18 protein-coding genes are annotated in these 20543 nt (G+C 75.5%); 10 read left to right on the top strand and 8 right to left on the bottom strand.

What is annotated here, in order from left to right:
- Positions 1-533 precede the first annotated feature (533 nt).
- Positions 534-2018 carry a GAF domain-containing protein gene (locus FXF65_RS23320; protein ID WP_246199028.1) on the top strand — a complete coding sequence of 495 codons (1485 nt, stop codon included), beginning with the start codon at positions 534-536 and terminating at the stop codon, positions 2016-2018.
- Between the two features lie 12 nt (positions 2019-2030).
- On the opposite strand, the gene FXF65_RS23315 is transcribed toward FXF65_RS23320, so the two are convergent.
- Positions 2031-2789: a histidine phosphatase family protein gene (locus FXF65_RS23315; RefSeq protein WP_148352151.1), complete on the bottom strand. Its 759-nt coding sequence runs from the start codon at positions 2787-2789 to the stop codon at positions 2031-2033.
- A gap of 57 nt (positions 2790-2846) precedes the next feature.
- Between FXF65_RS23315 and FXF65_RS23310 the strand changes: the two genes are divergently transcribed.
- The gene (locus FXF65_RS23310; RefSeq protein WP_067890281.1) at positions 2847-3212 is read left to right on the top strand and encodes a hypothetical protein; all 366 of its coding nucleotides are present in this window, start codon (positions 2847-2849) and stop codon (positions 3210-3212) included.
- A gap of 109 nt (positions 3213-3321) precedes the next feature.
- The gene (locus tag FXF65_RS23305; protein WP_148352506.1) at positions 3322-3786 is read left to right on the top strand and encodes a hypothetical protein; all 465 of its coding nucleotides are present in this window, start codon (positions 3322-3324) and stop codon (positions 3784-3786) included.
- 38 nt (positions 3787-3824) lie between these two features.
- On the opposite strand, the gene FXF65_RS23300 is transcribed toward FXF65_RS23305, so the two are convergent.
- A complete protein-coding gene (locus tag FXF65_RS23300) occupies positions 3825-4589 on the bottom strand; it encodes an NERD domain-containing protein (RefSeq protein ID WP_246199027.1) in 765 nt (254 codons plus the stop codon).
- 331 nt (positions 4590-4920) lie between these two features.
- Between FXF65_RS23300 and hrpB the strand changes: the two genes are divergently transcribed.
- Positions 4921-7446, top strand: coding sequence for an ATP-dependent helicase HrpB (gene hrpB, locus FXF65_RS23295; protein WP_148352150.1), 2526 nt, complete (start codon positions 4921-4923; stop codon positions 7444-7446).
- Here the strand turns inward: hrpB and FXF65_RS23290 are convergent.
- Positions 7430-8182, bottom strand: a complete 753-nt coding sequence (locus FXF65_RS23290) for a TetR/AcrR family transcriptional regulator (protein WP_148352149.1) — start codon at positions 8180-8182, stop codon at positions 7430-7432. The two genes, hrpB and FXF65_RS23290, sit on opposite strands and share 17 nt — an antisense overlap.
- Positions 8183-8276: 94 nt before the next feature.
- On the opposite strand from FXF65_RS23290, the gene FXF65_RS23285 reads away from it, so the two are divergent.
- Both FXF65_RS23285 and FXF65_RS23280 read left to right on the top strand, forming a co-directional pair.
- On the top strand, positions 8277-9236 hold the full coding sequence (locus FXF65_RS23285) for an ATP-binding cassette domain-containing protein (protein WP_148352148.1): 960 nt from the start codon (positions 8277-8279) through the stop codon (positions 9234-9236).
- A 19-nt stretch (positions 9237-9255) separates the two neighbouring features.
- On the top strand, positions 9256-10104 hold the full coding sequence (locus FXF65_RS23280; RefSeq protein WP_148352147.1) for an ABC transporter permease: 849 nt from the start codon (positions 9256-9258) through the stop codon (positions 10102-10104).
- On the opposite strand, the gene FXF65_RS23275 is transcribed toward FXF65_RS23280, so the two are convergent.
- From FXF65_RS23275 to FXF65_RS23265, 3 genes are all read right to left on the bottom strand, one after another.
- Positions 10101-10853, bottom strand: a complete 753-nt coding sequence (locus FXF65_RS23275) for a hypothetical protein (RefSeq protein WP_148352146.1) — start codon at positions 10851-10853, stop codon at positions 10101-10103. The two genes, FXF65_RS23280 and FXF65_RS23275, sit on opposite strands and share 4 nt — an antisense overlap.
- 94 nt (positions 10854-10947) lie before the next feature.
- On the bottom strand, positions 10948-11670 hold the full coding sequence (locus FXF65_RS23270; protein ID WP_148352145.1) for a zf-HC2 domain-containing protein: 723 nt from the start codon (positions 11668-11670) through the stop codon (positions 10948-10950).
- Positions 11667-12242 carry a sigma-70 family RNA polymerase sigma factor gene (locus FXF65_RS23265; protein ID WP_246199026.1) on the bottom strand — a complete coding sequence of 192 codons (576 nt, stop codon included), beginning with the start codon at positions 12240-12242 and terminating at the stop codon, positions 11667-11669. The genes FXF65_RS23270 and FXF65_RS23265 overlap by 4 nt, the downstream gene beginning before the upstream one ends.
- Before the next feature lie 374 nt (positions 12243-12616).
- On the opposite strand from FXF65_RS23265, the gene FXF65_RS23260 reads away from it, so the two are divergent.
- The 4 genes from FXF65_RS23260 (at position 12617) to FXF65_RS23245 (ending at position 16700) form a co-directional block, all read left to right on the top strand.
- Positions 12617-13369 carry a hypothetical protein gene (locus tag FXF65_RS23260; RefSeq protein WP_246199025.1) on the top strand — a complete coding sequence of 251 codons (753 nt, stop codon included), beginning with the start codon at positions 12617-12619 and terminating at the stop codon, positions 13367-13369.
- Between the two features lie 162 nt (positions 13370-13531).
- The gene (locus FXF65_RS23255; RefSeq protein ID WP_148352143.1) at positions 13532-13960 is read left to right on the top strand and encodes a PPOX class F420-dependent oxidoreductase; all 429 of its coding nucleotides are present in this window, start codon (positions 13532-13534) and stop codon (positions 13958-13960) included.
- 195 nt (positions 13961-14155) lie between these two features.
- A complete protein-coding gene (locus tag FXF65_RS23250; protein WP_148352142.1) occupies positions 14156-16186 on the top strand; it encodes a CehA/McbA family metallohydrolase in 2031 nt (676 codons plus the stop codon).
- Positions 16187-16250: 64 nt separating this feature from the next.
- Positions 16251-16700 carry an SRPBCC family protein gene (locus FXF65_RS23245; RefSeq protein ID WP_148352141.1) on the top strand — a complete coding sequence of 150 codons (450 nt, stop codon included), beginning with the start codon at positions 16251-16253 and terminating at the stop codon, positions 16698-16700.
- Between the two features lie 130 nt (positions 16701-16830).
- Here FXF65_RS23245 and FXF65_RS23240 read toward each other — a convergent pair whose 3' ends face one another.
- Together FXF65_RS23240 and FXF65_RS23235 are read right to left on the bottom strand one after the other, a co-directional pair.
- Positions 16831-19401: a GMC oxidoreductase gene (locus FXF65_RS23240; RefSeq protein WP_148352140.1), complete on the bottom strand. Its 2571-nt coding sequence runs from the start codon at positions 19399-19401 to the stop codon at positions 16831-16833.
- A gap of 4 nt (positions 19402-19405) precedes the next feature.
- The gene (locus tag FXF65_RS23235) at positions 19406-20503 is read right to left on the bottom strand and encodes an alpha/beta hydrolase (protein ID WP_148352139.1); all 1098 of its coding nucleotides are present in this window, start codon (positions 20501-20503) and stop codon (positions 19406-19408) included.
- Between the last annotated feature and the right edge of the window lie 40 nt (positions 20504-20543).

Genomic DNA, 20543 nt, shown 5'->3' with positions numbered 1-20543 from the left:
GGCCGTGAACCCCGCCTTCACTCAGATCATTATTTCGGTGAACCGGCCGGTTTTCGGACGGGCGCCAGATGGGCGGGTCGCGGCGCCGCCGGGTTCGGCGTGCCGCACGTGCACAGCCCGCGACGGACGATGAGCCAGGCGCGTTCGGCGGTGTAGTCCGCGCGGTCGAGCGCCGGCCGGACGCGGTGGCAGGTCAAGCAGAGCATGGTGTCCAGTCCTCCCCGTTGCGCCGGGAGGCGGTGCACGTCAGATGCGCTTCACCTGCGTGTCAACCGCCGGACCGGGCGGCCGCGGCCCGTCGTCCCGCACGCGTTCCCCCCGGACGCGCAACGGGACGACGGGACTCCTGGACGGCCTTCCGGCTCCCAGCGGTCGTAACGGTAAGCGGCCCGAGGTTGCATGCACGTTGCGACCGGGAGATCACTCACCGTGCCGGATCCGGCCGCGCTCGAATCCCGGGAAACGGTTGCGCCGCTCCGCCGATGGGCCGATCCTCGGACGAGCCAGGTTCTCTCCGGGGGAAAGGACTGCTGGTGGTGCGCAAACCGGTGGCGGTCCGGCCGCCGATCTCCGAGTCGTGGCGCCGCTCCCGGGACGCGGGAGTCGACGTGGACGTGCGGGCCGCGCCCCTGGTCTACGACCGCGACGTGATCGCCGACGCGCGCGGCGCCCACCCCCTCGACCGGCACGTCCCCATGCTGGAGGAGCTGCTGCGTGGGGTCGCCGACGAGACCGAGCACCTCATGGTGATCACCGACGACGCCGGGCACGTGCTGTGGACGCAGGGCCCGCCCGCGGCCCGCCGCGCCGCCGACGCGATCGGGCTGACCGACGGGTTCCGCTGGTCCGAGGACGCCGTCGGGACGAACGGCATCGGCACCGCGCTCGCGTCCGGGCGGGCCGAGTTCGTGTACGCCGCCGAGCACGTCGCGCACATCCTGCACGGCTGGTCGTGCGCGGGCGCGCCGATCACCGACCCCGACTCGGGGCGGGTGATCGGCTGCATCGACGTCAGCGCGACCGTCGACGCGCTGCACCCGGCGACCGTCGCGCTCGTCGCCGCCGCGGCCAGGCTCGCCGAGGCGCGGTTGGAGAACGAGATGCGGCAGCGCGACGAGCGGCTCCGCGACCGGCTGCTCCCGCACCTGCGGGGGCTCGGCGGGTCCGGCGTCCTCATCACCGCCACCGGCCGGGTGCTCGCCGCCGGGCCGGACGCGGCCGTGCCGGGCCCGGCGGGGTGGCGGGGGCTGCGGCTCGCCGTCCCCGAGGCGGGCGGCACGGTGAAGCTGCCCGACGGCCGCACCGCCGTCGCCGAGCCGCTCGGCGAGGCGTTCCTGCTGCGGCCGGCCGCCGTCCCCGGCCGCGCCGCCGGGGGCGAGCCGCTCCGCTCGGCGCTGCGGCCCGGCGGGCGGCGGGCCGCGGCCGCGGCGCCCGCGCGGCGGCTGCTGACGCTGTCGTTCCTCGGCGACGGCCGCCCGCAGGCCCGGCTGGACGGCCGGCCCGTCCCGCTGACGCTGCGGCACGCCGAGATCCTCGCGCTGCTCGCGCTGCACCCGCGCGGGCTGAGCGGCGACCGGCTCGCGCTGTACCTGTACGGCGACGACGGCAGCCCGGCGACCGTCCGGCCGGAGATCCACCGGCTGCGGGAGCGGCTCGACGGCGTCGTCCGCGCCCGGCCCTACCGGCTCGGCTGCGCGGTGGAGGCCGACTTCCTCACCGTCCGGCGGCTGCTGGACGACGGCGACGTCGCGGGCGTCGTCCGGCTCTACACCGGCGAGCTGCTGCCGGGCTCGGACGCGCCCGCGATCCGCGACGAGCGCGACGAGCTGGCCGTGCTGGTCCGGCGGCAGGCGCTCGACCGGGGCGGCGCCGACGCGCTGTGGACCTACGCGCAGACCGAGCCGGGCCGCGACGACCTGGAGGCGCTGGAACGGCTGCGGGCCGTGCTGCCGCCGGACGATCCGCGGCTGCCCGCCGTCGCGTCCCGCAGCGACCGCCTGCTGCACGGTCGGCTCTAGGGCGGCCGTTCTCTAGGGGCGCGGGCCCTGCGGCTCGGGCCGCCACGGCGCGACGCCCGCCTCGATGAGGTGCGCGCATTCGTTGTAGCAGACGGCGCGCAGGCCGGTGCCGTCCCGCCGCCAGCGGGTGAGGGACGCGTTGGCGACCGGCTCCTTCTCGATCTCCAGGATCTCCCGCTCGGACAGGCCCTCCACCACGTAGCGGGTCATCACCACGATCGCGTCGTGCGTGACGACGAGGATCCGCCCTCCTGGGGCGTCGGCCTCCAGGTCGCGGTAGAAGCTGCGCAGCCGCAGCGCGAGGTCGGCCCACGACTCCCCGCCCGGCGGCCGGTAGTAGAACTTGCCGAGGCGGTCGAGCTGCGCGGCCTCGGCGGGGAACCGGCGGCGGACGCCGAGCGCGGTCAGCCCCTGCAGCACGCCCTGCTCGCGGTCGCGGAGCCGCTCGTCCACGCGCAGCGGCGGGACGTCCGGGTCGTCCGGCCGGTCGCCGAACGCGGCCGCGAGCGCGATCTTGGCGGTGTCCAGGGCGCGCAGGTACGGAGACGCGACGACCAGCGTCGGGCGCTCGTCCGGGGGCAGCGCGGCGAGCCTGCGGCCGAGCGCCGCCGCCTGGGCGCGACCGGTGTCCGACAGGGGGACGTCGGCGTCCCGCTCGGGGATGCCCGCCTCCTCCGCGTCGGTGCCGAGCACCGCCTCGTAGGCGACGTTGCCGGTGCTCTCACCGTGCCGGGTCAGGATCAGCCACTGCAGCGCGTCCACGCCCGCCATGCTGCCATGACCGGCGCGGCGGCGTCCTCTACACGGCGTAGTAGTAGCCTGGTGCGCGTGTCGAACGTCCTGGCCACAGTGATCATCGTGGTGGCGCTGCTGGCCGCCGCGTACGCCCTGGTGACGGCGCTGCGCGACCGTCCGATGGGCACCGGGCACCTCGTCGCGCTCGGCGTGCTGGAGGCGCTGCTCGTGGCGCAGGCCGTCGTCGGGTTCGTGAAGCTGTCCGGCGACGGCGGCCCCGACAGCCCGGCGACGTTCGTCGGCTACCTGCTCGGCGTGCTGCTCATCCCGGCCGCGGGCGCGGGGTGGGGGCTGCTGGAGCGCACCCGGTGGGGGCCCGGCGTGATCGTCGTCGCCGCCCTCGCCGTCGCTGTCATGATCGTCCGGCTCGACCAGTTGTGGAGCGGCACCGTTGCCTGAACCCGAGGGAATCCGGACCGGCGGCCCGACCGGCGCCGAGGTCGGCGCTGAGGCCGCCGCCGAGGTCGGCGGCGAGGCCCGCGCGGGCGGCGACGCCCGCGCCGGCGCCGTGGACGCCCGCGCGGGCGGCACGTCCCGTCCCGGGACCGGCAGCGGTCCGGGACGGCTGCTCGTCGCCGTCTACGCGATCTTCGCGCTGGCGGCGGGCGCGCGGGCGGGCGTGCAGATCGCCACGAAGTTCTCCGAGGCGCCCGTCGCCTACGCGCTGTCGGCGTTCGCCGCGGCCGTCTACGTCCTCGCGACGGTCGCGCTCGCGCGGGGCGGGCGGACGTCGCTGCGGGTCGCCGTCGCCGCCTGCGGCACCGAGCTCGCCGGGGTGCTCGTGGTGGGGACGCTCAGCGTCGCCGACTCCGCGGCGTTCCCCGACGAGACCGTCTGGTCCGGGTACGGGCGCGGCTACGGGTTCGTCCCGCTGGTGCTCCCGGTCGTGGGTCTGCTCTGGTTGCGCCGCACCGCCCGCCAGGGTGGCGGGCCCGAAGCGGGCGGTGGGCGCCCTGTGGGCGGCGGCGTGTGAGCCCTCCGGCCACAGGTGTCGGGTGATCATCGGGGTGGTCAGCTCGCGTGCGGGGTGAGGCGGCCGCCGATCGGCAGCGCGTGGACCGCGGCCCTGGCGATCGCCTCGACCTCCTCCTGCGACCGGTCGGCGGACGGGTTGCGGAGCATCCAGCGGACGAGCCTGAGCGGCGGGGCGAACACGATCCCGTCCGCCCGGAAGGGCGGGCGGACGATCCTGCCGCCGTGCACGGCCAGCACCGGCGTGACCTTCACGGGCACCTCCGCGACCCGTGAGATCAGCTCGGCGGCGGCGTCCGCCCGCGCGGTCAGGCCGCGCACGAGCTTGGTCTGGGTCCGCCCGTCGACGAACAGCCGCTCGCCGTGGCGGGAGATCTCCGCGTCGGGGTGCCATGCCTCGTTGTGCACGAGCCAGATCCCGCCCGGTCCCACCACGAGCTCGTCGGCCGTCCCGTGACCGGGGACCGTCCGCTCGTACAACACCCGGTGCCCGCGCCTCTCCAGCGTGTGGCGCAGCACCCGGTTCATCCGCTCCTCGCCCCGCAGCCCGCGCCGCCACACGCTGGAGGCGTGGTAGACGCGCCAATGGACCAGCGCGTCCGCCGCCGCCACCAGCACGGCCATCACGAAACCGAATATGGCGTTGACCAGCAGTCCGCACAGGATGAGCGTCGCGCCCGCCAGAATTGCGCGGGTCCGCAATCTGGCTTTTCGGCCGCGCTGCCACAGCTCCGCGTAAACCGCCTGCGGTGAACCGCCGGTGAACGCGGCGCGGTCTCTCAGGTAGATGGAGCTGCCGATCACAACGAACCTCCCAACAGCCTGCTACAACGCTTATATTATGCAGAAGCGCGGGATTTCAAAGCTACGGTTCGCAAGGTGACGTAAATCAAACTGAAAGGCAACTCTCCGGCTCGAAAAGCGTCGCCTACCTGGTCTTTCGATGGTTGGGACGCGGAATCCGGGGAAAAACTCCCGATGCGGGAGGCGCTGTTAATGAAAGGCGCGGTGCAACTATCACCGTAAGCTTCACGGCCTTTTTCATTTCGGGTCACATTCCTTGTCGGATCGGCCCTCGCCCGATCGGGCGGTGGTCGTTGTCCGGCCAGGTCGCGGCACCCGGCAGACTGGGCGGGTGGACCCGAGCGCCGTGGAGAACCTGCCCGTCCGGCACGTCGTGCCCGCGCTGCGCGCCGCCCTGGCCGACCGCGGCGCGGCCGTCCTCGCGGCGCCGCCCGGCACCGGTAAGACGACGCTCGTCCCGCTCGCGCTCGCCGGGCTCGCCCTCGGCGGGCCGCCCGCCGCCGAGGGGAAGGTGCTGGTGCTGGAGCCGCGGCGGCTCGCCGCCCGCGCCGCCGCCCGCCGGATGGCGCGCACGCTCGGCGGCCGCGTCGGCGGCCAGGTCGGGGTCACGGTGCGCGGCGAGTCGCGCCCGGGTGAGCGCGTCGAGGTCGTCACCACGGGCGTCGTCCTGCAACGCGTCCAGGACGACCCGGAGCTGTCCGGCGTCGGCACCGTGATCCTGGACGAGTGCCACGAGCGGCACCTCGACGCCGACACCGCGCTGGCGTTCCTGCTCGACGTCCGCGACACGCTGCGTCCCGACCTGCGGCTCGTCGCCGCGTCCGCGACCGCCGACACCGGGCCCTGGGCGCGGCTCCTCGGCGGCGCCGCCGGGCCCGCCCCCGTCGTGGAGACCGAGGCCGCGCTGCACCCCGTCGAGACGGTCTGGTGCCCGCCGCCGCGCCCGGTCGCGCCGCCGCACGGGATGCGCGTCGACCCGGCGTTCCTCGCGCACGTCGCCGCCACCGTCCGCCGCGCGCTGGCCGAACGCGACGGCGACGTCCTGTGCTTCCTGCCGGGCGTCGGGGAGATCGCGCGGGTCGCCGGGCAGCTCGGCGACGTGGCCGCCGACGTCCTCCAGGTGCACGGGCAGGCGCCGCAGGCCGTGCAGGACGCGGTGCTCGCACCGGCGTCCCGCCGCCGGGTCGTGCTCGCCACGTCGGTAGCCGAGTCGAGCCTGACCGTCCCCGGCGTCCGCGTCGTCGTCGACTCCGGGCTGGCCCGCGAGCCGCGCACCGACCACGCGCGCGGGCTGGGCGCGCTGACGACCGTCCGCGCATCCCGCGCCACCGCCGACCAGCGCGCCGGCCGCGCCGGACGCGAGGCCCCCGGCGCCGTCCACCGCTGCTGGACGGAGGCCGAGCACGCCCGGCTGCCCGCGCGTCCCCGCCCGGAGATCGAGCTGGCCGACCTGACCGGCTTCGCGCTGCAGGCCGCGTGCTGGGGCGACCCGGACGCGACCGGCCTCGCCCTGCCCGACCCGCCCCCGCCCGCCGCGCTGGACGCCGCCCGCGCCACCCTCCGCGCCCTCGGCGCCGTGGACGACGGGCGGGTCACCGACCGGGGACGCGCGCTCGCGCGGGTCGGGCTGCATCCCCGGCTCGCCCGCGCCCTGCTCGACGGCGCGCCCCGGGTCGGCGGGCGGCGCGCCGCCGAGATCGTCGCGCTGCTGTCCGAGCCGCCGCCGCGCTCCGCCGGGGACGACCTGACCGCCGCGTGGCGCGCGGTGCGGCGTCCCGGCCGTCCCGCCGACGCGCACGCCGCCCGCTGGCGCGACGAGGCCGCCCGCCTCAACCGCGCCCTCCCCGCAGGCGAAGGCCGCGCGACGCCAGGGGACGACCTCGCGGCGGGCACCGTGGTGGCGCTGGCGTTCCCGGAGCGGGTCGCGCGGGCGCGGCGGGGGAGCGGGTACCTGATGGCGTCCGGGACGGGCGCGGTCCTCGCGGACGGGTCGCCCCTCGCCGCCGCCTCGGCGGAATGGCTGGCCGTCGCGGCGGCGGACCGTCCCGCCGGGTCGGCGTCGGCCCGGATCCGGCAGGCCGTGGTGATCGACGAGGACGTCGCGCGGCTCGCCGCCGCCCCGCTGCTCGCCACCGCCGACGAGGTCGCCTGGCTCGACGCAGACGGGCGGGGCGGCGACGTCGTGGCCCGCCGCGTCGAGCGCCTCGGCGCGATCGAGCTGGGCGAGCGGCCGCTCCGCGACCCCGAACCCGGCGCGGTGCGGGCCGCGCTGCTCGACGGCGTCCGCGCCGAAGGTCTCGGCCTCCTGACCTGGACGCCCGGAGCCGTCGCCCTCCGCGAGCGGCTCGCGTTCCTGCGCGCCGCGCTCGGCGACCCGTGGCCCGCCGTCAACGACGCGGCACTGCTGGAACACCTTCCCGACCGGCTGGCGGGCGCGCGGCGGCGCGCAGACCTGGCCCGGCTCGACGTCGCGTCGCTGCTGCGCGGCCTGCTGCCGTGGGAGCAGGCCGCGCAGCTCGACGAGTACGCCCCCGAGCGGGTTGAGGTGCCGTCCGGGTCCCGGATCCGCGTCGACTACGCGCAGGAGCGGCCCGTCCTCGCGGTGAAGCTGCAGGAGCTGTTCGGCTGGGACGCCGCGCCGCGGCTCGCGGGCGGGCGGGTGCCGCTGGTCGTGCACCTGCTGTCCCCGGCCGGACGTCCCGCCGCGGTCACCGCCGACCTCGCCTCGTTCTGGCGCGAGGGGTACCGGGCCGTGCGGGCGGAGCTGCGCGGACGCTACCCCAAGCACCCCTGGCCGGAGGACCCGGCGACCGCCGTCCCCACGCGACGCACGAAGCGGGCTAGCGGGAGCCGATGAGGACGGCGACGCCGTCCAGGATGCGGGCGAGGCCGAACTCGAACGCGCGCGCCGGGGCGACCGCCGCGTTGTACTCCTGCCCCGCGGCGGTGCCGACGCGGGTGCCGAGCGGGTAGTCGGTCTCGTCCACGAGCGTTTCGAGGAGCGGCGCGGTCGCCGCCCACCACTGCTCGTCGCTGATCCCGCTGCGCCGCTCGGCCTCGGCGGCGTTGACCGAGACGCGGGCGGCGCTCTCGGCGAAGCCGGTGACGAGCGCGACGACCGAGTCCATCTCCAGGTCGGTGAGGCCGAGGCCGTCCACGGCGCGCAGCTCGTACTCGTACTTGCCGAGCATGTTCGGGCCCATCGGCGGGCGCACGAGCGTGACCTGCAACAGCCACGGATGGCGGTGGAACAGGTCCCAGGTGCCGCGCGCGATGTGCTCCAGCCGTTCGCGCCAGGCGTCCTGGACGGGCGGCGTCAGCTCGGCGACGGCGCGGTCGACCATGACGTCGATCAGCTCGGCCTTGCCGGGCACGTAGGTGTAGATCGACATGGGGGAGACGTCCAGCTCGTCGGCGATCCGGCGCATGGACAGGGCGTCCAGGCCGGCGGCGTCGGCCACCTTCACCGCGGTCCGGACGATCTGCTCGGGCGTCAGCCGCGGCTTCGGCCCGCGCCTGGGCTTGCCCCGCACCCCCCACAGCAGCTCCAGGCTGCGCCTCGGGTCGCCGCCCCCGCTGTACTCGGTCGTCACACCGCCGATCCTCTCAGGGATGAAACTCTGTACGTCGTACGTTATATTGGCCGCGATGGAAAATCCGTACTGCGTACATAGTTTGGAGGACGGGGTGACGGAACCACGGCTCGCGGTCCTCGCCGAGGGACTGCGCAAGCGCTACGGCGGCACCGCCGCGCTCGACGGGCTCGACCTGCGCGTCCCCGCCGGGACCGTGCACGGGCTGCTCGGCCCGAACGGCGCGGGCAAGACCACCGCCGTCCGCGTCCTCGCGACCCTCACCGCGCCGGACGCCGGGACGGCCCGCGTCGCCGGGCACGACGTCGTCCGGGACGCGGCGCGGGTGCGGCGGCGGATCGGCCTCGTCGGGCAGCACGCCGCCGTCGACGAGGTGCTCGGCGGACGGCAGAACCTCGTCATGTTCGGCCGCCTCTACCACCTCGGCGCGACGGAGGCGCGCCGCCGGGCCGACGAGCTGCTCGACCGGTTCCGGCTCGCGGACGCCGCCGACCGGCCCGCCGGGACGTACTCCGGCGGCATGCGCCGCCGCCTCGACCTGGCCGCGTCCATGATCCTCGCGCCGCCGGTCCTGTTCCTGGACGAGCCGACCACCGGCCTCGACCCGCGCGGCCGGAGCGAGGTGTGGGACGCGATCCGCGCCCTGGTGGACGGCGGCACGACCGTCCTGCTGACCACCCAGTACCTGGAGGAGGCCGACCGGCTCGCGGCCGGGATCTCGGTGATCGACCACGGCCGCGTCATCGCCGGGGGCACCCCGGAGGAACTGAAGTCGAGGCTCGGCGGCGACCGGATCGAGGTCGTCCTGGACGACCCCGGACGCCTCACCGCCGCGGCGGAGATCGTCGGGCGTGTCGCGTCCGGCGAGGTCGACGTCGACGCCGAGGCCCTGCGCGTCGGGGCGGCGGTGACCGGACGGGCCGCCGCGCTCACCGAGGCGGTCCGCGCGCTCGACGACGCGGGCGTCCGGGTGGCCGACATCGGGCTTCGCCGCCCCACCCTCGACGAGGTGTTCCTGCACCTCACCGACAAGGAAACGGAGGTGGCGTCGTGACCGCAGCGAAGCGAGGATCATGGCGCCGCCCCCCTGGGGATCTGGGGGTCGCTCCCCAGAAAGGCAGGGCGCGGTGAGCGTGCAGGATCTGCGCTGGGCCGTCGCCGACGGCCGGACCCTGACCGTGCGGGCCCTCGCGCACTGGGCGCGGCGGCCCGGCGACGTCGCCGTCGCGCTGCTGTTCCCGGTCATGGTCGTGCTGATGATGGGCTACCTGTTCGGCGGCCAGATGGACGTCCCCGGCGGCGGGAGCTACCGGGAGTTCATCGTCCCCGGCATGTTCGCGCTGACGATGGCGTTCGGCGTCGAGACGACGTTCGCCGCCGTCGCGAGCGACGCCGCCAAGGGCGTGACGGACCGGTTCCGCGCCATGCCGATGTCGCCGTCCGCCGTCGTCACCGGACGCGCCGCCGCCGACATGCTCCACTCGGCCGTCGGGCTCGCCGTGATGGCGGTGTGCGGCGTGCTGATCGGGTGGCGCGTCCACGACGGCGCGGCGCGGGCGCTCGCCGGGCTCGGCCTCCTGCTGCTCCTGCGGTTCGCGCTGGTCTGGCTCGGCGTCTACCTCGGGTTGCTCGCGAAGGGACCGGAGTCGGTGGCGGTCGTCCAGATCCTGGTGTGGCCGATCGGGTTCCTGTCCAGCGCGCTGGTCGCGCCGAGCACGATGCCCGGCTGGCTCGGCGCGATCGCCGAATGGAACCCGATGTCGGCGACCGTGACCGCGTGCCGCGAGCTGTTCGGCGCGCCGGTGACGGACGGGTCGTGGGCGGCGGAGCACAGCGTCCTCATGGCGGTGGTGTGGCCGCTGGCGATCGCGGCGGTGTTCGCGCCGCTGTCGGTCCGCCGGTACCGCTCCCTCGGCCGCTAGGGCAGCAGCTCGGCGCGGTGCCGGGCCAGCGCCATCACCGGGTAGCAGTCCTGGGGCAGGGGCTCCGTGCCGCCTCCCCCGAGGGGGGACGACCCCCCGCGCCCCCCGGGAACCGCGGGGGAGAGCGCGGCGCGGAGCCGCCGCCCGGCCGTCGCCGCGTCGTAGGGCTGGACGACGCACAGCTCGGCCTGCATCGCCTGCCGCGCCGCCGCCATCAGCGCCGGGACGTCCCCGACCAGCACCACCTCGGACGGCACGTCGCCGTGCGAGAGCCGGACGGCCAGCGCGTGCAGGCCCCGCGTCCCCTCGTCGGCGTAGCGGAACTCGCAGATCAGGCGGTCGCCGTCGAGCGGGCCCTCCTGGATCAGCCACGCCTGGCCGGGGACGACCCGGCCGAGCGACCCCTCCCAGGGCGCCGCCGGGACGGCGTCCAGATCGTCGGCGGCCCGGCCCGCGCCCCTGCGCGCCTCGGCCGGGCCGATCGCGGCGAGCGCGCGCAGGAACCCGCGCGCGCCCGGCGTCGCGGCGGCCCGCAGGCTGGTGATCAGGTCGGCGAGCGCGGCGCGCCGGGTCCGGGAGTCCGGGGCCGCGGCCTCCAGCGCCCCGAGCCGCGCGAACGTCCACGCCTCCGCCTCCAGCGGGCCGGGCAGCGCGGGCAGGGCGTCCGCCTCCCGGACGTAGGCCGCGTACACCTCGCGCAGACCCGGCAGCATCAGCGCGGGTCCGGCGGACGATCGGGGCGCGTTCACACCTCTCAGCCTAGGAGATGGGCCAGCCGGGGGACGGGGCGGGCGGCGCGTCCCGCCGCCGGTGCGGCCGGACGGCGGGACGCGCCGCGCGCCCCTACGCGGGGACGGCGAGCAGTGTGCGCCCCTCGCGGATCGTGCGGACCTCGAACCGGGTGATCTGCTCCGGCCGCAGCGCGGTCGCGCCCTGCAGCGTGAGCCGCGGCTGCGCCGACCCGGGCAGCCCGTACCCGGCGGCGGGCACCGTCCAGCCGATGACGGTGTGCCGGCGGCCCGCCCGGTCCACCGCGACCAGCTCGCATTCCTCGGGCCCGTCGACCTTGGTGAGCCGCAGGCCGAGCCGGCTGCCCCACGGCTTGCGCTGCATGACGACCGTCCCGGCGACGCCGGTCGCGGGGTCGGCGGCCGAGAACGCGGTGCCGTCCCGCATGAGCGCGGCCGTGCCGTCGTCCTGCCGGGACGCGGAGTCGCCGCGGTCGGCGCCGAGCGTGAACCCGGCGCCGAGCGCCCCGCCGATCAGCACGACCCCGGCGGCGGCCGCGGCGACGGCCCGCGCCGCGCGCCGCCGCCGCTCCCGGCGGATCCGCCGCCGCAGCAGGTCGGAGACCACCGCGGGCTCCGGCGGCGCGGCCGCGGCGTCCACCGGCTCGGCGATCGGGCCGATGCCGTCGAGCTGCTCGGCGATGCCGCGCAGCTCGTCGAGCTCGGCGCGGCAGGCGACGCAGCTCGCGAGGTGCGCCTCGAACGCCCGCCGGTCGGGCTCCTCCAGCAGGCCGAGGGCGTAGGCGCCGACGTCCACGTGCAGCATGTCCGCGCTCATGGCGTCACGCCCCTCTCCTCCAGGGCGACGCGAAGCGCCCTGAGCGCGTAGTAGACCCGGGACTTCACGGTGCCCACGGGGATGCCGAGCCGCCGGGCCGCCTCGTTCACCGAGCTGTCCCGGAAGAAGGTCTCGTTGAGGATCTCGCGGTGGGCGGGGGACAGCGCGAGGAGGGCTTCGGACACGACGACGGAGCGCAGCAGATCCTCCAACCCGTCGGGGACGCGCATGTTCTCCAGCGGGCCCTCGCCCGCCTCCTGCGGCCTGGCGTTCTTGCGGCGCTGGTCGTCGATGACGATCCGGCGGGCGACCGTCGCGAGCCACGGCAGCAGCGACGTCGCGTTCTCGTCGAGCTGGTGGGCGCTGCGCCACGCGCGGATCATCGTCTCCTGGACGACGTCCTCCGCCCAGTGCCGGTCGCCGCCGGTGAGCCGCAGCACGAACGACAGCAGCGGGCGGCCGTACACGCGGTACAGCTCGGTCACGATCACCTGGTCGTCCACGCCGCCCGCGGGCCGGGGGCCGCGGAACCAGCTCCACGGGCCCGCGGGGCGTTCTCGCGGGGCGGGCACTGCGGTCGACGATCGATGGGCCATCGGGGGTCTCCGGCTGGTGCGAGGGCGGGGCGACGCGGTGGCCGTGAGCCTGGTGTCACGTCGGGAGGCAGTACGGGCGCCGCCGACCCCCGGGTTCAACCGGCCCCGGGCGGTTTTCCGCCCCGTTCCTTACTAGTTCGACACCTTTCCCTTACCGTGGGCGCGGGGTCCGGCCCCGCCGCGTCGTAGTTGCCGGACACGCCCCGGACCGGCCGCGACGGCGCGGTGCACCGGCCCCGGGGGACCCGCCGACACGATCCTCAGCCGGGCACGCTCACTCCACGCATTGGAGCGAATGCGGGCACCGGGCCCATTCGCCCAGAAGAGGACCGAGGGGCGGGATCGGCACAGTGAAAGGGCACGGCGAAACACAACTCAGCTACCGCCTGCTGCTGGCGGTGGACATCCAGGGGTACAGCAAGCGCGACACGCGCGAGCAGCTGGCCGCGCAGCAGTCCCTGTCGGACGCGCTCGACCGCGCCGCCACCGGCGCCGGTCTCGACCGCGCCCGCTGGGACAAGCAGGTCGGCGGCGACGGCGAACTCGCCACGCTGCCGGACGGCACCGACCCCGCGACCGTGGCCGGAGACTTCGTCATCGGCCTCGCCGCGGAGCTGCGCGACCTCAACGCCGCGGTGGACGCCGGGAGCGCGGACGCCGGAAGCGGGAACGTCGCAGGCGCGGGCGCCGGGGGCGCGGGCGGGCGGCGGTTGCGGGTGCGGCTCTCGCTGCACCACGGCACGCTGACCGCCGGGCCGTTCGGGCCCGCGGGCGACGCGCCGATCGTCGTCCAGCGGCTGCTGGACGCCGCGCCGCTGCGCCGCCTCCTGGTGGACGACCCGGACCGCGACCTGGCCTACGCCGTCTCGGACTCCCTGTTCGAGGACGTCGTGCGCACCGGCTTCTGCGCGCTGCCGCCCGAGGCGTTCCAGCCGATCAAGGTCACCGCGAAGGGCGCGGCGTTCCGCGGCCACATCCTCACCGGCCGCGCGGCCCGCCGGGGCCGCCGCACCGGCGGCACGGCCGGGGACCCCGGCGGGCCGGGCGACCGGCCCGCCGCGGGCGCCCGCGTCCTCGACTTCCCGGCGCTCGCCGCCCGCTGACCGCGCCGCGCCGCCGCCGTCCGGTGCACGCCCCGCCACCGGACGGCGGCCGCGCCCCCGCCGCCCCAGGGCGCGGGCCAAGGGCGGTGCGCGCCGACCGGGAAGCGATCGGCGTCCCGCGCGGTTGTCGCCTGCATCACAGGACCCTTAGGGAGGCGGAACATGGCGGACGACGCCGCGCTCGCGAAACTGGTGGCCGGGCAGGACCTCGGGGTGCTCGTCACCCTCAAACGGGACGGGCGGCCCCAGCTCTCCAACGTCAACTACCACTTCGACGAGGGACGCCGGCTCATCCGGATCTCCATCACCGCGAACCGGGCCAAGGCCCGCAACCTCGCCCGCGACCCGCGCGCGTCCCTGCACGTCAGCACCCCGGACGGCAGCTCGTACGCGGTCGCCGAGGGCACCGCCGAGCTGTCCGCCGTCGCCGCCGACCCCGGCGACGCCGCCGTCGAGGAGCTCGTCGAGGTGTACCGGGACATCCGCGGCGACCACCCCGACTGGGACGAGTACCGCCGCGTCATGGTCGAGGACGGGCGGCTCGTCGTCCGCCTCCACGTCGAACGCCTCTACGGCATGGCCCGCGCCTGAGCCCGCGCCGCCCGCCCGCGCAGGGCCGTCGTACACGATTCTTCTACCGCGTCGAACGTTCCGCCTCCCGGGGCGGACGTTCGTCCTCCTGGGGCTAAGGTGCCGCACCCCGCCGGCCGGGTGTCCGCTGGGCGGCGTGCGGGTTCCGTGTCACCCTGGCGGCGGTCCGTGCCGACCCGGCCCCGGGAGGGACGCATGCGCGAGTCCGGCGAGCCGCTCCCGCCCGCCGTGGCGCGGGCGCTGGAGGAGTACGGGGAGCTGCTCCGCGAGCACGGCCCCACCTGGGGCGAGGACCCGGTCGGATACGTGCGGCAGATCGAGGCCAGCGCGTTCCTCCCGGACGAGCGCGACTACCGGGCCGCGTGCCTGCGCCTGGTCGCCGCGGAGCACCCCGGGGCGACGGACGAGGAGATCGAGGCCCTGATCCCGGCCCTCGACCTGCACGAGGTCGTCCGGGACGCGCTCAGGGGCCGCGTCCTGGACAACCTCGCGGCGCTGCGCGTCCTGCCGGACGGCGCGACGCTGGAGGCCGTGCCGCGCGCCGTGCTGGACGGGCGGCCCGTCCCCACCACCCTGCTGGTCGACTCGTCCCGGGACGTCCCGGTCGTCGTCCGCGTGGACGGCACGGCGCACGACGTCCCGGCCGGGGGCGCGCGGCTCCTCCCGGTCACGTCGTGGAGCAGCGTGTTCGTCGACCAGATCCTCGTCCCGCTCGGCTCGCTCACCCGGCGGGCCGCCGCCGCGCGGCTCCGGCTGCGCGCCGGGTCCCCCTGCCGCTGGACGGTCGTCGGCGCCGACGGGCGCGGCTGGTACCCGCCGGACGCGCCGCAGCGGATCGACGCGCACCGCGTCCCCTACTTCCACGGCGACGACGTCGTCCTGGACGTGCCCGCCGAGCCGCTCACCGTCCGCGTCACCCGCGGCATGGAGCACGGCTCCGCCGAGACCCGCGCCGTCCCGTGCGCCGGGGCGGAGACGCTCGTCGAGTTGGCCCCGCCGCGCCTCTACGACGCCGCCGCGAAGGGCTGGTACGGCGGCGACATGCATGTCCACATGAACTGGGCGGGCGACACCGTCGGCACGCCCGCGCACGCCGCCGCCGCGCAGCACGGCGAGGACCTGCACGTCCTCAACCTCGTCGCGGGGAACGTCGCGTCCCGGCGCGTCTACGACCGGGAGGCCCTCGAACACTGGGCCGGGCGCGACCTGCCCTGGTCCGACGCCTCCCACGTCGCCCGCCTCGGCGTCGAATACCGCAACGACCTGCTCGGACACCTCTACGCCTTCGGCGTGACCGGCCCGCCCGCACGGTTCCACACCGGCTTCGCCGGCGACCCGGACTGGCCGCCGAACGCCGAAGGGTGCCGCGAACTGCGCGGCCTCGGCGCCGTCCTCGGGTACAGCCACCCGTTCCACCTGCCCGCCGCCGAGGACGCCCCGCCCGCCGCGCTGCTCGCGGGCGGCCGGAACTGCTCGTCCCGCGAGATCGTCGCGGACGCCGCGCTCGGCCTCGTCGACTCGCTCGACGTCCTGAACCACTCCTCGATCCACGCCACCGCGGTCATGTACCGGCGGCTGCTCGGCGCGGGCAACGCCCTCGCCGCCACCGCCGGGACGGACGCGATGCTGTCGTTCCAGCGGCGCGGCAGCCAGTCCGGCCCGCCCGGCTGGGCCCGCGTCTACGCCCGGGTGGACGGCCCGCTCACCGCCGTGTCGTTCGGCGACGCGATCCGCCGCGGCCGCACGTTCGCCACCACCGGCCCCTGGCTCGAACTGGACGTCGACGGCCACGGCCCGGGGGACGTCCTCGACGCCGCCCCCGGCGACCGCGTCACCGTCACCGCCCGGACGATCGGCCCCGAGGTCGGCCGCGTCGAACTGCGCACCGCCGACGGCGTCCTCGCCGCTGGCCCGCCGGGGGAGGTCGGCGCGGAGTTCACCGTCACCGGGCCGACCTACGTCGTCGCCGTCGCGACCGGGCCGCCGCACGAGCGGTCCATGCACCACTCCGGCGCGTTCGCGCACACCAGCCCCGTCCGGCTGCGCGTGGCCGGACGGCACGTCGCCCGCGAGGCGGACCTGCGCTGGTGCCTGGACTACCTCGACCGCCTCGGCGACCTGCTCCGCCGCGCCGCCCGGCTGGAGACGCCCGAGCAGCTCGCCGCGCACCTCGACCTGCTGGGCGCGGCCCGCGCCGTCTACACCGGCCGCCTCGCCGGGGCCTGACCGCACCCGGAACGTGCCGTCAAGGCGCTTGTGCCCGCCGCCCGCGGCTGGCTAGCGTTCGGGGATGCTCCAGGCCACCGCCACGACCACCGCCACGCCCGAAGACCTGTTCCGGCACCTCGTCGTCCCCGAGGCGTGGGGCGCGTGGTGCAAGCTGCCCATCCCGGCGAAGCAGGGCCGCAAGGGCGACACCAGCGCCTACGGCGTCGGCACGGTCAGGAAGCTCTGGCCCGCCGTCGAGCAGACCGTCGTCTACGAGCCGTACGGGCACTACGCCTACATCGCCCTTTCCGGGCTGCCCGTCCGCCGCTACCGGTGCGACGTGTACCTGGAGGCCCGCGACAACGGCACGCACCTTCGCTGGAAGGCCGAGTTCGAGCCGCTCGTCCCCGGCACCGGGCCGCTGCTGCGGGTCTGGTTCCGGCTGGTGGTGTCGTCGCTGACCCGCTGGCTGCCCGCGCACACCGAGCACTGCCCGCCCGACTGCCCCGCCCGCAGCGCGGGCGACATCTGACCCCCGCCAAAAGGGCCGGAGGCCGCGCGACCCCCCGCGCGACCCCCGGCGAAAAGGGTGCAGGCCGAGAGCACCCCGCAGTTCCCTCGGCCTGCACGTTCGCGGCCCCCCGCGACGCCGCGGCCCCGGATCACCCGGAGCCGGGCCCGTACACCTCCCACAGCTCCCCGGCGAAGAACCTCCCGAAGCCGAGCAGCTTCTCCGCCCCGTCCGGACCGGACGTCCGGAACGTGGTGAGCTGGCGCGCGAAGTCCGTCAGCTTGATCTGCAGCACCCCCGCCGCGACCACCCGCGCGCCGTCCTCCTCGTCCGCGCCGACGTGGCCGTCCAGCACCCGCACGTACAGCGTGGACGTGTCCGGCCAGATCCGCGTCGGCGGCCCGTGCAGGACGTTCTTCACCCCGCTGAGCGTCCGCGCGTTCCCGTCGCCGTCGGTGTAGAAGAGGCGGTACTTCATCAACCGCCGGTCCTCAGCCCCGCCGGTCGGATCGACGAAGAGGTTGAACGTTCCCACCTCGACCGCGCGGCGGCCCCCGTGGCCGGTCGCGTCGACCCACCCCTCGGCCCGCGCCTCGTGGTCCGAGTCGGCCAGGAAGAGGTCGGTGTCGTCCGTCGTGATCGTCAGCCGGAAGGACAGCGGCAGCCGCCCGTCAGCCAGCTCGCCGACCCGCGAGTCGGACTCGCCGTAGGTGACGTACCCCTTCATCTCCTCGGTGAAGGACAGCGACGTACGGCCCGGCGCCGCGACGAGTCCCCGCGACTCACTGCGACCCCCCGACGCCAGAACGGGCTCCCCGTGGGGGGACGACCCCCCAAGCCCTCCGGCAACCGGGACGGGCTCCTTGTGGGGGGACGACCCCCCACGCCCCCCGGCAACCGGGCCGTACGCCTCGCCATTCACCCCGTCCAGCGGGCCGGTTCCCCCGACCGGCCCGGCCCCCGTGGCAGACGGGGCGGTGGCGGTGGATCCGCCCGTGCCCCCCGACACGCCCCCCGACACGCCCCCTGACACGCCCCCTGACACGGACGCCCCGTTCAGCAGCCGCGTCGCCAACCGGTCGGCGTGCGCGGCGATGGTCAGCGAAGGATTCGGGCCCACCGGCCCCGGCATCGCCGCCCCGTCGGCGATGTAAAGGCCCGGGAACCCGAACACCTCGCCGAAGGCGTCGCAGACGCCCTCGCCCTCATGCGCGCCCATGGGAGCCCCGCCAAGCGGATGGACGGTGACGATGCGCTTGCGGAACCACATCGGATTGTCGGCGTAGTCGGCGCCGAGCACGTCCGCGATGCCCTGCATCGTCTTGCGGACGCGGGAGAACAGCTCCTTGCTGGTCTCGCTCGTCCAGTCGGCGGAGAGCCGCCCGTCGCGCAGCCGCAGCCGCCCGTCCGGGGTGTCGCGGCCCATGCCGAGCAGCGGCAGCGAGCTGACCGTGAGCGCGCCGTCCCCGATCAGCTCGGAGATCTCCTTGGACAGGTTCGTGTCCGGCGCGTCGCGGAACAGGTCGGTGAACCGGTCCCACATGAACTTCACCGCGCGCTCGAAGTCGTTGCGGATGTCGAACCCGTCGACGATCCAGTCGGTGAACCCGGGGTAGCCGCCGTCCTCGATGTAGGCGCCGCGACCCGCGCCGGGGACGCCGTCCAGCTCGTCCGGCAGCCGGATCGCCGTCGTGATCACCGGCCCGCGGCTCGCGTTCAGCGGCCGGACCCGGTTGCGGTCGGTGGCCCGCAGCAGGAACGTCAGCAGGTCGCCGTTGCCGCTGAACCGCGTGCCGAGCGCGTCGCTCAGCCCCGGGAACGCCTTCGCCGACTTCAGCAGCAGGAACGTCGTGCCGAACGTGCCCGCGCCGAGGATCAGCCGGTCGCAGGAGATCGTCTGGACGGGCAGCCGGCGCCGCTTGCGCAGCGACAGCGCGGGCGGCGGCTCGTGCTGGACGTAGTCGATCTCGTACCCGCCGCCCGGCCGCGGCCGCAGCGCCTTCACCTCGTGGGACGTGCGGATGTCCGCGCCGTGGTGCGCCGCCGCCGACAGGTAGGTGTGGTCGAGGCTGTTCTTCGAGCCCTCGTTGCAGCCGATGTCGCACTCGCCGCACAGCCGGCACGTCCGCCGCGGGGCGCCGTGTATGTTCCCGTACCCGGCGTCCACGATCGGCAGGCTCAGCCCCGGAGTGCCGCCCGGCCGGGGCGCGAAGCTCACCGCGAGCGGCGGCAGCGTGCAGTCCAGGCCGAGCTCGGCCGCCGCGTCCTGCATCGCGTGCGTCTTCGGGGTGTCGTCGAACGGGACGCGGTCCAGCGGGTACGGCGCGACGCCGATCATCTTCTCGACCGCGTCGTAGTGCGGGTCGAGGTCGGCGCGCGAGACCGGCCACCGCCGCTTCGTCCCGTCCGGGCCGTCGTCGACGAACCAGTGCTCGTCCTTGCGGAGCAGCACGTTCGCGTAGATCAGCGAGCCGCCGCCGAGCCCGGACGACACGACAGAGTCGCAGCCCTTGAAGCTCCAGACGTCGAACATCCCGTACAGCCCGGCGTTCGGGTCCCAGAAGGCGCGCCCCATCTCGGACGGCGACCGCGGGAAGCTCCCCGGCGGGTACCGCTGCCCGCGCTCCAGCAGGACGACCGACTTCCCGGCCTCCGCCAACCGGTAGGCGGCGACGGATCCGCCGAACCCGGACCCGACCACGACTGCGTCGACGTGCTCCATGGCGCTAGCCCGCCTTCCTCTTCAAGAAGTCGAGTACCTGCGGGAACACCTCGGTGTCGACGTACGCGCCCATGAAGGCGTCCTGGTGGCCGTACCCGGGCAGGACCGCCAGCTCGTGCAGGCCCGGCGTGACCCTTTCGAGCCGTCGGTAGCAGACGATGTTGGAGTCGGTGAACACGTGGTTGCGGTCTCCGGTGAGGAACAGGATCGGCGTCGTGACGTCCGCGGCGTTCGCGAGGTAGTCGTCCGGCAGGTCCTTGTGCCGCGGGTCGCGGCGGTCGTACTTCACCGCGCGTCCGGCCCGCACCATCTTGAGGATGTGCCGGTAGTAGTTGACGTTGCATGCCCCGAACAGGTCGGGCAGCCGGCCGTGGGTGACCGGCGACATCTTCTCGTGGGAGAAGATCGGTTTTCCGCCGCCCCACATGAAGCTCAGCATGTGGCACGCGGGCTCGTCGCACGTGCGGTGGAACGGCCCGACGGACTTGGCGAGCAGCCAGCCGCGGGTCAGCAGCGGCGCCATCCCGTAGCGCGGGTCGAGGTGGCACGGTCCGACGAGGTACTCCATCAGCGGCGGCCCGTAGCCGAGCTTCATCTTCGACCAGAGCGGCGTGCGCGGCACCAGCGAGACGCTGTTGCACGTCAGGCTGGCGATGCCGGTGACCGTCCCGGCGAACACCGCCATCGAGAACGACACCGCGCCGAGGCAGTGCGTGATCACGTGGATCCGCCGGTCGCCGACGTGGCGGCGCAGCTCCGCGAGCGCCGCCGGATGGTCGTAGAGGGCGATGTCGTCGAGGGTGTGGCGCTGCGTCTCGGCGTTGTAGGGGTACCGGCCGCTCATCCGGTAGTCGAGCGTCCACACGTCGCCGAACCCGGCGTCGTGCAGGACGTTCACCAGGTTGGCGTGCTCCGGCATGATGTACATGTCGCTGGACGTCGTCAGGCCGTGCACCAGCAGGACCACGTCGTCGCAGTCGGCGCGGCGGTAGCGGGTCAGGTTCAGGCCGAGCCCGTCCTCGGTCGCGAAGGGGTGCGAGGACATGTCGGCGTCGGTGACGCCCGCGTGTGTGAAACGCGCGATCCCCCGTTGCTGTCCCATGGTCATCCCCTCCGGCCCTCTCTGACGCCCTAACCTTGCC

It is taken from the genome of Actinomadura syzygii (genome assembly GCF_008085905.1).
Lineage (GTDB): Bacteria > Actinomycetota > Actinomycetes > Streptosporangiales > Streptosporangiaceae > Spirillospora > Spirillospora syzygii.
Note: the sequence above shows the minus strand (reverse complement) of the source record. Positions and strands in the feature narration are given on the sequence as shown.